Annotated in this window: 11 protein-coding genes; 6 read left to right on the top strand and 5 right to left on the bottom strand. The window is 68.7% G+C overall.

Annotated features, from left to right (window positions below; translation table 11 throughout):
- The first annotated feature begins 80 nt into the window (after positions 1-80).
- A complete protein-coding gene (locus VFA08_11625; GenBank protein ID HYZ14233.1) occupies positions 81-1,355 on the top strand; it encodes a tetratricopeptide repeat protein in 1,275 nt (424 codons plus the stop codon).
- A gap of 6 nt (positions 1,356-1,361) precedes the next feature.
- Here the strand turns inward: VFA08_11625 and VFA08_11620 are convergent, their stop codons facing one another.
- From VFA08_11620 to VFA08_11605, 4 genes are all read right to left on the bottom strand, one after another.
- A complete protein-coding gene (locus VFA08_11620) occupies positions 1,362-2,342 on the bottom strand; it encodes a zinc-dependent alcohol dehydrogenase family protein (protein ID HYZ14232.1) in 981 nt (326 codons plus the stop codon).
- A gap of 41 nt (positions 2,343-2,383) precedes the next feature.
- Positions 2,384-3,193, bottom strand: coding sequence for an aldo/keto reductase (locus tag VFA08_11615; GenBank protein HYZ14231.1), 810 nt, complete (start codon positions 3,191-3,193; stop codon positions 2,384-2,386).
- Between the two features lie 68 nt (positions 3,194-3,261).
- A complete protein-coding gene (locus VFA08_11610; protein ID HYZ14230.1) occupies positions 3,262-4,125 on the bottom strand; it encodes a PAC2 family protein in 864 nt (287 codons plus the stop codon).
- 95 nt (positions 4,126-4,220) lie between these two features.
- Positions 4,221-4,490, bottom strand: coding sequence for an Lrp/AsnC ligand binding domain-containing protein (locus VFA08_11605; protein ID HYZ14229.1), 270 nt, complete (start codon positions 4,488-4,490; stop codon positions 4,221-4,223).
- A 107-nt stretch (positions 4,491-4,597) separates the two neighbouring features.
- On the opposite strand from VFA08_11605, the gene VFA08_11600 reads away from it, so the two are divergent.
- Both VFA08_11600 and VFA08_11595 read left to right on the top strand, forming a co-directional pair.
- Complete coding sequence (locus VFA08_11600) at positions 4,598-6,352, top strand: D-alanyl-D-alanine carboxypeptidase (GenBank protein ID HYZ14228.1); 1,755 nt, start codon at positions 4,598-4,600, stop codon at positions 6,350-6,352.
- Between the two features lie 75 nt (positions 6,353-6,427).
- Complete coding sequence (locus VFA08_11595; protein ID HYZ14227.1) at positions 6,428-8,341, top strand: PAS domain-containing protein; 1,914 nt, start codon at positions 6,428-6,430, stop codon at positions 8,339-8,341.
- A gap of 3 nt (positions 8,342-8,344) precedes the next feature.
- On the opposite strand, the gene VFA08_11590 is transcribed toward VFA08_11595, so the two are convergent.
- Positions 8,345-9,094 (bottom strand): IclR family transcriptional regulator, encoded by a 750-nt coding sequence (locus tag VFA08_11590; protein ID HYZ14226.1) that lies wholly within the window; start codon positions 9,092-9,094, stop codon positions 8,345-8,347.
- Between the two features lie 67 nt (positions 9,095-9,161).
- On the opposite strand from VFA08_11590, the gene leuC reads away from it, so the two are divergent.
- The 3 genes from leuC to VFA08_11575 form a co-directional block, all read left to right on the top strand.
- Positions 9,162-10,607, top strand: coding sequence for a 3-isopropylmalate dehydratase large subunit (leuC, locus tag VFA08_11585; GenBank protein ID HYZ14225.1), 1,446 nt, complete (start codon positions 9,162-9,164; stop codon positions 10,605-10,607).
- The gene (gene leuD / locus VFA08_11580) at positions 10,604-11,194 is read left to right on the top strand and encodes a 3-isopropylmalate dehydratase small subunit (protein ID HYZ14224.1); all 591 of its coding nucleotides are present in this window, start codon (positions 10,604-10,606) and stop codon (positions 11,192-11,194) included. Before leuC ends, leuD begins: the two co-directional genes overlap by 4 nt.
- 151 nt (positions 11,195-11,345) lie before the next feature.
- Positions 11,346-12,360 (top strand): response regulator (locus VFA08_11575; GenBank protein ID HYZ14223.1); only part of this gene is annotated, 1,015 nt, incomplete at its 3' end.

The following is a 12,360-nucleotide window of genomic DNA, read 5'->3' as shown; positions in this document are numbered from 1 at the left end:
CTTGCCTGCGGGCAACCTCGATGGTTAAGTTCGGCACGTCCGCTGCCGAAGTTGAGAGCGCGAGCGACGAAGGGGTTGCGGTGGTCGGCACAAGACTGCGGCGACTACGCCAGGCGCGCGGCCTCACGCAGCGCCAGGTCGGGGAGCCCCGCTACACGCACGCGTACGTCAGCACCGTCGAGGCCGGGCGGCGAAGGCCGTCGCGTGAGGCGCTCGAGCACTTCGCGTCGAAGCTCGGAGTCGACGCGGAGGAGCTGATCACGGGGCGGCCGCCCGGCCTCGAGACCTCGCTTCGGATGCGTTTGCACGACGCGCGCGTCGCCATCTCCGACGGCCGCTTCGAGGAGACCGAACGCGAGCTCGAGCACATCCGCCGTGACGCCCGCCGCCACAGCCTGTCCGGCATCGAGGCAAGGACCGAGGAGCTTCACGGGCTGTGGCTCCAGCGCAGCGGACGCCCCGACCTGGCGCTCGAGCGTTACCAGCGTGCCGAGGAGCTCCTCCGCGACGAGCCAGCGGCCGCCCGCGTCGACGCCGTCGACGGGAAGGCGATCTGTTTCAGCGCGCTCGGCGACGTGCGGTACGCGATCTTCCTGCTCGAGAGCCTGCTCGACGAGATCGAGCGATCGGGCCTCAGCGATCCGGACGCCATCGCCCGCATCCACGCGAGCCTCGTCTATTCGTACATCGATGCCGGGCTGATGGCGAAGGCCGCCGAGTCGGCTCGAGAGCTCGAGCTCCTCGAGCCGCGGATCGCCGATCCCGCGCGCATCGCTCAGATGCACATGAACGTCGCGCGCCAGTACCTCGCGGCTGGACGGATCGACGACGCGACGGCGTCGCTGCAGCGCGCGGAGGATGCATACCGCGCGCTAGGACTCCAGACGGAACGCGGAGGAGCGCACCTCGCGCGCGGCTACGTGATGCTCCGTGAAGGAGACGCCGACGGCGCACGGCGCGAGCTCGAGACGGCGCGTGCGACGTTCGAGCGAACGGGGAACACCAAGGACCTCGCCCGCACGATGAACGAGCTCGCCCGCCTCGCCCAGCTGCAGGGCGATCGACACAAGGCGCGCGCGTTGCTCGAACACGCTATCGCCCTGCTGGCGACGAGCGACGATCCGGAGCTCGCGTACGCGCACCTCGCGCTGGGGCGGGTGCTCGCCGAGCTCGACCGGACACAGGGCGAGAAGCACGTCCGCGCGGCGATCGAGATCTACGTGCGCACCGAGCAGACGATCGGTCTGGCCGTCTCGTATGGGACGCTCGGCGACCTGCTCCGAGAGGGTGGAGACGACGCCGGCGCGATCGAGGCCTACCGCACCGGGATCCTGGCGGTCGAACCGCTCCTGTAGCGGAACCTAGGGAACGAGAACGGAGGTTCCGCCCAGTCCGGCCCTCGCCGCATCGAGCGCGTCGTTCGAGCGGTCGAGCGGATACGTCGTCACTTGCGTCGTCACACCGGCCGCGGCCGCAAGGGACAAGAACTCGTGTCCGTCGCGACGCGTGAGGTTCGCGACCGAGCGGATCACACGCTCGCCCCACAGCAACTCGTACGGGAACGACGGGATATCGGTCATGTGGATCTCGGCGCATACGACGGTGCCACCGCGCGCGAGCGAACGGAGCGCCGCCGGAACGAGCTCGCCCGCGGGCGCGAACACGACCGCTGCGCCGAGCGGCTCGGGGGCGGACTCCGTGGAGTCGCCCGCCCACGCGCATCCGAGCTCGAGCGCCTCGCGCTGTGTCTCGGCGTCGCCCGGACGAGTGAACGCGAACACCGACCGACCCTCGTTTCGTGCGATCTGCGCCACGAGGCGTGCCGCGTTACCGAACCCGTACAGACCGATCGAGCTCACGTCGCCAGCCATCCGGTACGCGCGGTAGCCGATCGGTCCCGCGCACAACAACGGCGTCGCGTGGACGTCGTCATACGTCTCGGGGAGCTCCAGGCAGAATCGCCCGTCGGCCACCGCAAGCTCGGCGTATCCGCCGTCCCGTTGATATCCGGTGAAGACGGCGCGGACGCACAGGTTCTCGCGCTCCGATCGACAATAGTCGCATTCGCCGCACGCCCAGCCGAGCCACGGTACGCCCACGCGGTCGCCGATGGCCCGGTCTGCGACCGCGTCCCCGACGGTCTCCACGACCCCGACGATCTGATGTCCCAGCACGAGGGGGAGCTTCGGTTCGGACAGATCGCCGTCCAGCACGTGCAGGTCCGTCCGGCAGATCGCGCACGCTGCAACGCGGATCCGCACCTCGCCCGGCCCCGGCCACGGGTCGTGCATGTCGCGCATCTCCAGGGGGCGAACCGGGGCGTCCATGATCGCGGCGCGCACGGGCGGACCCTACGATGGCACGGACGCGTTCGTTCGGCCGCTCATCCCCGCGCGACGACCCGCTCGACGAGGGCGCGTTGCTCATCGTCGAACCACGGCGGGTCGCCGGCCGCGGCGTTCGAGCGCGCGTGCTCGACCGATGAGGTCGCCGGGATCGCCACGTGAACACGTCGATCGCTCAGCGTCCACTTGAGCAACGCCTGCGCCCATGTCTCGACGCCGAGCTCGCGGAGGACACGCGGATCGGACGGCGCGTGCGCCAGCAAGCTGCCCTCCGCGAAGGGACGCATGGCGATGACACCGATGCCCCGCTCCTCCGCTTGCGACAGAACCTCACCCTCGGCCTTGCGCTCCAGCGGGTTGTACGGGATCTGGATGGAATCGAGGTGACCCGTCTCCATCACCTCGATCAGCTCTCCGAACCGCGCCTCGCTCCAGTGCGTCGCGCCGAGCAGACCGATACGCCCTAGTTTCACCTCGTCCTCGAGCCAACCGAGGTGCTCTCGCCACGCGACGAGGTTGTGGATCTGCTCGATGTCGACGCGCCCACCGAAGAAGTCGAGCTGCGACTCGAACTGGTGGCGACCTTCCACGATCGACGGTGTCCAGATCTTGGTCGCCACCGTCGCGGAGGCGCGAACGCCGGCCCGGGTCAGCGCGCGACCGAGCACCGCTTCCGCGCGGCCGTACATCGGCGACGAGTCGACGAGTCGAACCCCGTCACCGAACGCGCCCTCGACAACCGCGCCTGGACCGGCTTCATCGGACGGCGCGACGTCGAACACCGTCCACGTGCCGAGCCCGATGACCGGAACCTCGAGGTCGGCGCGACCGAACCTCCGAAGCTCCACGCCTCACTCGTCGGGGGACGACGTTCGCTCGCGTCGCTCGCTCACTTCTTGCGTCCCCCCCGCGCCCCCTAGTCGTCGGTCGAACCGCGCTCGCGAAGGTAGCGCTCGAGCTCCGCGGCGAGGTCCTCGCCGCTCGGGACATCCGAGGGATCGGCGACGAGCCCCTGCTCGGCCGCGTCCTCGAGCCTCTTCACGTAGTCCCCGAGATTCCCGTCGTGCTCGATCGCGTCGTCCACCTCGCGTTGCCAGGAACGCGCGGCCAGATCGACGGCGCCCGTATCGATGTGCAGCTCGAGCAGGTCGCGCATCCGCTCGAGGAGGGCGAGCGTGACTTTCGGATTCGTCATCTGCGGCAGGTAATGCGGCGATGCCGCCCAGATCGACACGGCGGGAACTCCGGCGCGCAGGGCGAGGTCGTTCAGCACGCCGACGATGCCGGTCGGACCCTCGTACTGCGCAGGAACGATCCCGGGCCGGCTCGCCCACGAACGATGCCCGGACGATGCGCTGACCGGCGCGGGGACCGTGTGCGGCACGTCGGCCAGGAACGCACCGAGCGTAACGAGCACCGATGCGCCGAGCTCGGAGCACACGGCGAGGATCTGCTCGCAGTACGTCCGCCAACGCACGTTTGGCTCGACGCCGATGAACACCACGACGTACCGGCCGCCCACACGCGCCCACGAGAACTCGTTCGCCGGCCAGTCGATGCGCCGGGTTCGACCCCCGACGAGTTGGACCGAGGGGCGATGCACCTGGAAGTCGTAGAACTCCTCCGGGTCGATCGAAGCGAACGGCACGGATCCCCACTGCTCGCGTGCGGTTCGGAGCGCGTTCGTCGCCCCTTCGCCTCCGTCGTTCCAACCCGCGAACGCGCACAGCACAGTGGGTTCGTAAACGTCGGGTTTGGCCTGATACGAGACCGCGTTCATGAGTCCTTCCTCGCCGGGGGCCGTGGAACGTTCGGTTCGCTCACCGTGTTACCCCCGAAGCCGTAGGACAGTCTCCCCGCGGATTGCATCCCTTGTCACCCACGGTCGGCTGACGCATCGTCCCCGAGCCACGTCCATCGCCGCATGATCGGACACGTCAGCGTTCGCGTAACGCCGTCGATCTGTTGGATCGGCCGAAGCACGCGCTTGCCGAGCTCGTCGATGCTGTCCGCCTCGGCCCGCACCACCACGTCGTGCGGGCCGGTGACGACGTCGACCGACACGACGCCCGGCAGATCCGCCACGCCCCGCGCGACGCTCGCGTCCACGCCCGCCTGGACCTGCAGGAAGATGAACGCCTCCACCGGCAAACGGTAACAACTCCGGTCAAGCGGCCGCGTTGTCCCATTGTGCTTGTAGCGCGGAACGTGAAGCGGCAGGATACGCGGACCTCCGATCCCGGTAGGCTCGCATGAACCACGGCCGAAAGCTGGGCGCGCTCGTCGCCGCGACGGTGGCGCTCGCGCCACTCGTCCTGGTGCCCGACGCCGTCGCGGGATCGGCGACGATCGAGCTCACCGCGTCGACGGCCATCGTCGACTTTCACGAGGACGTCACCGTCTCAGGCAACGTCACCGGCGATGCGACGTGCGTCGGCCCGCGACAGATCCTCCTGCAGTGGCGGCCCGCCTTGTCCGTCAGCTTCGCGACCGTCGCGACGGGAACCACCGCAGCCGGCGGCGCGTTCTCGTTCGCGCAGTCGCAGGAGCACAGCGGCGCGTATCGCGTCCAACTGCCAGCGGTCGGCGGGTGCGCGGAGGCGACCTCCGGCGAGGCGCTGGTGGGCGTTCGCGCGCTCGTCCACGCGACGCTCGTCGTCGGGTCGAACGTCGCCGGATCGTGCGCCGATCTGACGGTCGTCGTCTCGCCCCCGAAAGCTGGGCAGACGGTCGACGTGCTGAAGCGGGACGGTGGCGCGTGGACCATCGTCGAGACCCTCACGCTCGACGCGATCAGCTTCGCCCAAACGCAGCTGTGCGTCCCAGCGAACGACATCGGCGTTGCGCGTTTTCGCGTCAGGTGGCGCGCACAGGATCCGCTGAACGAGACGTCGACGAGCCGAATGCTCACGTTCGAAGTCGTCAAGCCAAAGTGGATCGAACAGATCGACGAGGCGATCGGACGCCGCCACGTCTCCGTCGCGGTTGCCGAACAAGGCGCGTTCCTGTATCGGCATGCCGACGCGGCGTCGCGCATCCCGGCGTCGACCGAGAAGCTCCTGCTCGCGATGGCGTCCCTCGACACGTTCGGCCCCGAGCATCGAATCGTCACGCGCGTTGGCGCCGAGGGATTCAGGGGCGGCGTGGTCCGTGGCAACCTGTGGATCCTCGGACGCGGCGACCCGTTCGTCGACCGACGGTCGATGCGCGCCATCGCCGTGCAGCTCGTGGAGGCGGGCGTGCGGCGTGTGACCGGTCGCGTGATGGGCTCGACGTCGTTCTTCCGTCACGACTGGGACGCGCCCGGGTGGAACAAGGTGGCACGAGACTACGTAAACCGGCCGACCGCGCTCACGTTCGAGAGCAACCATGATCCCGTTGCCGAACGCGAGGCGGCGGATGCGCTCATGAAGCTGCTCGAGCGCCGTGCCGTGCAAGTCGCCGGGCGGCCGGGCGCGGGCTCACCGCCCCCCGGGCTGGAGTTCATCGCGGAGATCGAGTCGGACGAGCTGCAAAGGCTCCTGGCGACGACGCTCCGCTCGTCGTGGAACTTCGCCGCGGAGGTGCTCGGGAAGGGACTCGGTGCAGAGGTGCGCGGAAGGCCGGGGACCATCGCCAAGGGCGCGGCCACGATCGAAGGCTGGGCCGCTCACCGCGGCGTCCGGATCACGGCGATGGACTCCTCCGGGCTCTCGTACGACAACCGCGTGACCGCGGCCGGCCTGGTCGAGCTGCTCGGCCAGTCGGAGGAGGAAACCTGGGGCGACGACCTGCGCTTGGCGCTCCCGAGGGGCGGTCAGGGCACGCTCGAGCATCGTCTCCGCGAGGTTTCCGTTCGGGCCAAGACCGGCACGCTGGAGGACGTCTCGGCGCTCTCGGGCTGGGTCTACGCGGAGCGGCTGAACGCCTGGGTCGAGTTCTCCATCCTGGGCTCGAGGATCTCCAAGTCGACGGCGATCCATCTCGAGGACCGCATCGTGAAGATCCTGGCCGAACACGCGCGGTGACGACCGGGCCCGAACCGCTGGTTTCGGCCACCTGACCGTAAACTCACTCCCCCGTCCGGCCGATGTTCTGACGACATGGACTCGGACATCTCCGCCCCGCACCGCGAGGGCCTCTTCGACGGTGTCTTCCACGGAAGCCTCGTCGGGATGGTCATCGCCCGGTTCGACGACGGCGTCGTCCTCGAGGCCAACGACACCTTCTGCTCGCTCGCAGGCCTGAGCATCGGCGACGTCCTCGGCTCGAGCGTGGACGACCTCGGGCTGTGGGGCGACCTCGGCCCGGAGCGCTCGCGCGAGCGGCTCCGCCAGACCGGACTGATCGACGGGTACGACACGACCCTCACGGCATCCGAGGGCGAGACACGCATCGTGCGCGTCTCGGCGGAGTTGATCGAAGGCGTCGAGCCGATCCTGGTCGTTCGTGCCTTCGACATCGATGGACGCACGACCGCCAAGGCGCGCTACCTCGAGCTTCGCGAGGCGGAGGTGCGCTACCGAATGCTCGTCGAACAGATCCCCGCCATCACGTACACGCTCGTTCCGGACTCCAGCGCGGCGGAGGGGTACCGGGGCGTCTACGTGAGCCCCCAGGTGACCACGCTGCTCGGCTACTCGGCGGACGAGTGGATCTCCGACCCATCGCTGTGGCTCGCCGCCATCCATCCGGACGATCGCGAACGTGTCAGCCGCGACAGCAACGCGGTGGGCGTGGCGAAACGCTTCGAGTCGGAGTACCGGATGCTCGCCAAGGACGGGACCGTGCGGTGGTTCCGCGACGAGGCGTTCTTCGTCGAAGAACCGACGACCGGCGCTCGGTTCTGGCAGGGCGTCATGATGGACGTCACCGACGCCCACATCGCAGCAGAGCAGCACGCGCAGACCGATGCCAAGTACCGCAACCTGGTCGAGCGGATCCCCGCCGTCGTCTACCTCGCCGGGTACGGTTCGGACGGAGACTGGGTCTACATCAGCCCGCAGATCGAGCAGCTGATGGGCTTCACGCCGGAAGAATGGCTCGCGCACCCCAGCCCGCAAGGGACGTTCACGCACCCCGACGACCTTCCCGGTCTTCTCGAGGCGGAGGAGCGCTCGCACGCGAGCGCAGCTCCGTTCCGTTACGAGTACCGGATGCGCCACCGGGACGGCCGATGGCGGTGGATCTTGGACGAAGCGTCAGTCGTCCGGGACGACGACGGCAACGCGCTGTTCCTGCAGGGCGTGATGTACGACATCACACAGCGCCGGCACTCAGAGGAACGGCTGTTCGCGCTCAACCGCTTGAACAACACGCTCCTGCACACGCTGTCGCACGATCTCAAGGAACCGCTCACCGCCATCATGGGCGCCGCCAGCACGCTCGACCGACTGGATCGAGACCTCGATCCGGCCGAGCGCGCGCACCTGCTGAAGACGATGGTCGAGCGAACGAAAGCGATGAATGCGCTGCTGTCCGATCTGCTCGACCTCGACCGGCTGGACCGCGGCTTCGTCGAGCCGCGGAGGTTCCCGTGTGATCTCGGCGAGCTCGTGCAGCGCCTCGCGGACCGGGTCGAGCTGCTGCATCACCGCAAGGTGATCATCGGCGACACGCGCGTGACCGTGAACGTCGACGAGCCGAAGGTGGAACGCATCATCGACAACCTCATCCTGAACGCCGTGCGGTACACGCCCCCGTGGGCACGTATCTGGGTACGAGTGACGCGGCACGATGAAGGTGGAGCAACGATCGTCGTCGAGGACGAGGGACCCGGCGTGCCGGACGAACACAAGCTTTCGATCTTCGAGGCGTTCCGTCGCGGACCTCGCTCGCGCTCCAAGCCCGGAAGCGGTATCGGGCTCTCACTCGTCGCGCGTTTCGCCGAACTCCACGGCGGACATGCGTGGGTCGAGGACCGTGAGGGCGGCGGCGCGTCGTTCCACGTGTATCTGGCCGACGGCAACGCGGACGTCACCAACGGCGCGCGCGATGCCGTCAGCGTCGCGCAGTAGGCCCTAGCCGGGGACGCCGAGGGCGGACTCGATCCGTCGCGCGGCCTCCTGCAGCGCAGGGACGTATCGCCTTGCGTTGGCCTTGCTCATCCGCGACGACGGACCGGAGATCGAGACGACGCCGAGCAGCGCGTCGCGGTCGCCGAGGATGGGAGCGCTGACCGAGCCCACGCCCTGTTGACGTTCGTCGACGCTCGACGCCCATCCGCGCGTCAGAACGACCTCGACGTCGCGGCCGAACCGAACCGGATCGGCGGCCTTGCGGACGTGTCGCCCCCGATCGGGTGCGAACGCCAGGAACACCTTCGCGGCGGATCCGGCGTGGAGCGGGAGCGACGCGCCGACCCGGACGATCGTTCGGAGCTCGCTCTGCGATTCGACGGCGTCGATGCAAACGCGCTCGTCGCCCGACCGCACGTACAGCTGTGCGCTCTCGCCCGTGACACGCGCGAGGCGCTCGAGGGAAGGATGCGCCACGTCGCGCAGCGGGAGCTCCCGCATTCCCTCGTGGGCCAGACGGAGCAGTCGCGGTCCGAGCCGGTACCCGAACCCCGGATACCTCGAGAGGAAGCCGTGACGCTCGAGCGAGGCGATCAAGCGGTGAGTCGTGCCCCTCGGAAGGCCCGTCGCGTGCATGATCCCGGTGAACCGATGGACGCCGGACTCGACGGCGTCGAGGATCGCAACGGCCCGGTCCAGAGTCCCCACGCCGGTATCGGCGATCGTCACGGTCGTTCGGCCTGTTCCGCCCATCGGAACCCCGTTCCACTATGTGGAACTAGCCTAGACGGACTCGGCGTGCCCTGTCACCATGAAGACGATGTCCGGGACGGCCCGAACGCTCGCCGAGAAGGTCTGGGAACGCCACGTCGTTCATCGCGCGGAAGGCGAGCCCGACCTGCTCTACGTCGACCTCCACCTCGTTCACGAGGTGACCAGCCCGCAGGCGTTCGACGGACTGCGCATGGCCGGCCGTGGCGTCAGGCGTCCTGATCTCACGGTGGCGACGATGGACCACAACGTGCCGACCGGGCCGGGTGACGTGGATCCCGTGAGCGTGAAGCAGATGGAGGCCCTTGCCCGCAACTGCGCCGAGTTCGGCATCGAGCTCTTCCCGACGGGCCATCTGGGCCAGGGGATCGTCCACGTGATCGGGCCGCAGATGGGGCTCACGCAGCCGGGGCTGTTCATCGCCTGCGGCGATTCGCACACGAGCACTCACGGCGCCTTCGGTGCACTGGCGATCGGGATCGGGACGTCGGAGGTCGAGCACGTCCTCGCGACGCAGACGCTTCCCCAGTCCAAGCCCGGAACGATGGCGGTCACCGTGGAGGGCGAGCTGCCCGAGGGCGTCTCGGCGAAGGACGTGATCCTCGCCATCATCGCGCGCATCGGAACCGGTGGTGGCGTAGGCAAGATCATCGAATACCGGGGAAGCGCCATCCGGGGACTGTCGATGGAAGGCCGCATGACCGTGTGCAACATGTCGATCGAAGCGGGTGCGAGGGCAGGCATGGTCGCGCCGGACGACACGACTTTCGCGTGGCTCGAGCGCAGGCCGCACGCGCCGAACGGCGCCAACTGGGAGGACGCTCTCGACGACTGGCGAACGCTTCCCACGGATGACGGCGCGGCGTTCGACGACGACGTCGTGCTCGACGCGACGAAGCTTCGGCCCCACGTGAGCTGGGGAACGAACCCGGGACAGACGGTCACGATCGACGACGTCGTTCCCGAACCGGCGAACGACGCCGCCGAGCGCGCGCTCGCGTACATGGCGCTGAAGCCCGGGATGCCGATCCGGGAGATCCGTCCCGACACGATCTTCATCGGCTCGTGCACGAACAGCAGGATCACGGACCTTCGCGAGGCGGCGAGCATCCTGCGCGGCCGAAAGGTGGCGGCGGGGTTGCGTGCGATGGTGGTTCCCGGCTCGATGTTGGTGAAGCAGCAAGCCGAGGAAGAGGGAATCGACCTCGTGTTCAAAGAGGCTGGATTCGAATGGCGTGACGCCGGTTGCTCGATGTGCCTCGGCATGAACCCTGACAGGCTCGATCCCGGCGAGCGCAGCGCGAGCACGAGCAACCGCAACTTCGAGGGGCGCCAGGGGCGCGGTGGCCGAACTCACCTCGTGTCGCCCGCCGTCGCGGCGGCGACGGCCGTCGCCGGACACTTCGCTACGCCGCAGGATCTGGCAGGGGCTGCGGAGGACCCAAGAAGTGAGCGAGCGGGCGAGCGAACGTCGTCTCCCCAAATGAACACATGAGGCCGTTCACTTCGCACACGGGGCGGGCGCTCCCACTCGATCGCGCGGATGTCGATACGGACCAGATCATCCCGGCTGAGCACCTGAAGCGCATCGAGCGCGCGGGCTTCGGTCCGTTCCTCTTCGCCGAGTGGAGAACGGATCCGTCGTTCGTCCTCAACGATCCGCGATTCGAGGGCGCCTCGATCCTTCTCGCGGGCGCGAACTTCGGAAGCGGCTCGAGCCGCGAGCATGCTGTCTGGGCCCTCGAGGACGCGGGATTCCGAGCGGTCATCGCGCCGTCGTTCGCCGACATCTTCCGGAACAACTGCGGGAAGATCGGGCTCCTCGCTTTGGAGCTCCCAGAGGCGTCAGTCCAAAGGCTGATGGATCTCGCTCACACGGATCCAAGAAGCGAGATCACCGTCGACCTGGAGGCGCTCCGAGTCTCGTCGTCCGCCGGCGAGGAGCCGTTCACGATCGACCCCTACACTCGGTGGCGACTCATCGAGGGTCTGGACGACATCGGCCTCACGCTTCGTCGGGAGGCGGAGATCGCCCGCTACGAGGCCAAACGGCCCACCCGCCTGCCTTCTGTGACGGGCTGAGCGACTCAGCCCAGGTATCTCAGGCAGGAATCACCTGCGGTTTCCGCCTTTCGGCTGAGGTTCGATGTGGGTCGTGCGTGGAAGCATCCTGGGCAGTACTGGGTAGCCTCTAACTACCATGCCCCATCGAGCAGTGAGGGAGAGGCAGTAGATGACGCCGGCCGAGCGCATCCGCGTGTTCATCGTGGGCGACATCTATCCCAAGCGGGGCCTCGTGCGCCGATTCCTCGAGGACGACGGCTACGACGTCGTCGGGACGACCGCATCCCAGAAGGCGATGGTGGCCAGGATCCGTGCGGGCGAGCCGGACGCGGTGGTGGTCGACGGAGACCTGCTGGCGGCCGGCGCCGCCGGCGGTACGCTCGCGAGGATCCGCGAGGCCGTCCCCGACGCGAAGGTCATCGTGTTCACCGGCGGCCCGGCCGCTAGTGGACCCCCGCCGCCGGGCGCGGACGGATATCTCGAGAAGGGGGTTGGGCTCTCGGCCCTGACCGCCCTTCTCGGAAACATGTTCGTCGCCGAACCCCCGCGGATCGTCCAACCGGCCGCGTCGGGCACCGCGGCGGCGACCGGCGTCGCGGCGACCGCATCAGCGCCTGACGGTCCCCCCAAGCGCGTTGCTGCCGCGTCGAACGTGAACGGCGCCGGCGGGATGGCGCGTCTCGTGGCCATCGCCAGCGGCGCGACGCTGGTGGTATGGGGGCTGATCGCGATGCTCGCGACGGGCGGTCCGACGCCGCGGCCGGTGGATCGGACCGAGGGAGGCACTGGCGGCAACGTCATCGACCTAGTCGACCCGATGGACCACGCTCGCGCGACACTTCGTGAGCTGGTGGGCGCGCTCGAGAGCGGCGACTACGTCCTCGCAAGCCTGGTGGCCGAAGAGCTGGTGGACGTCCGCGACCGAGCCAAGGAACAGGGCTTCTCGATCAACGGTCTGGACGCAGATATCACCGCCCGCCTCAGCACCTTCGTCGCTCTGCTGCCGTCGCGCGTCAACACGGCGCTGTCGTCGATCCTGGGCAGCCTGTACCCCGACCTGTCAGACGAGGGCGGTGGTGGCCCCGTCGAAGGCCCGAACCTCACGGGCGGGAACGGCGGTGGCGGTGGAAACGGCGGCGGCGGTAACGGCGGCGGCGGCGGGAACGGCGGCGGCGACAACGGCG

It is taken from the genome of Actinomycetota bacterium, assembly GCA_035640355.1.
Taxonomy (GTDB): Bacteria; Actinomycetota; UBA4738; order UBA4738; family HRBIN12; genus CALGFI01.
This window is presented reverse-complemented; position numbering and strand designations above follow the sequence as displayed.

Bases quoted from the DNA above. Each gene is read 5' to 3' on its own strand.
- VFA08_11610 (HYZ14230.1), bottom strand. From the start codon at position 4,125: ATGAACGCGGTCTCGTATCAGGCCAAACCCGACGTTTACGAACCCACT.
- VFA08_11600 (HYZ14228.1), top strand. From the start codon at position 4,598: ATGAACCACGGCCGAAAGCTGGGCGCGCTCGTCGCCGCGACGGTGGCG.
- VFA08_11595 (HYZ14227.1), top strand. From the start codon at position 6,428: ATGGACTCGGACATCTCCGCCCCGCACCGCGAGGGCCTCTTCGACGGT.
- VFA08_11590 (HYZ14226.1), bottom strand. From the start codon at position 9,094: ATGGGCGGAACAGGCCGAACGACCGTGACGATCGCCGATACCGGCGTG.
- leuC (HYZ14225.1), top strand. From the start codon at position 9,162: ATGTCCGGGACGGCCCGAACGCTCGCCGAGAAGGTCTGGGAACGCCAC.
- leuD (HYZ14224.1), top strand. From the start codon at position 10,604: ATGAGGCCGTTCACTTCGCACACGGGGCGGGCGCTCCCACTCGATCGC.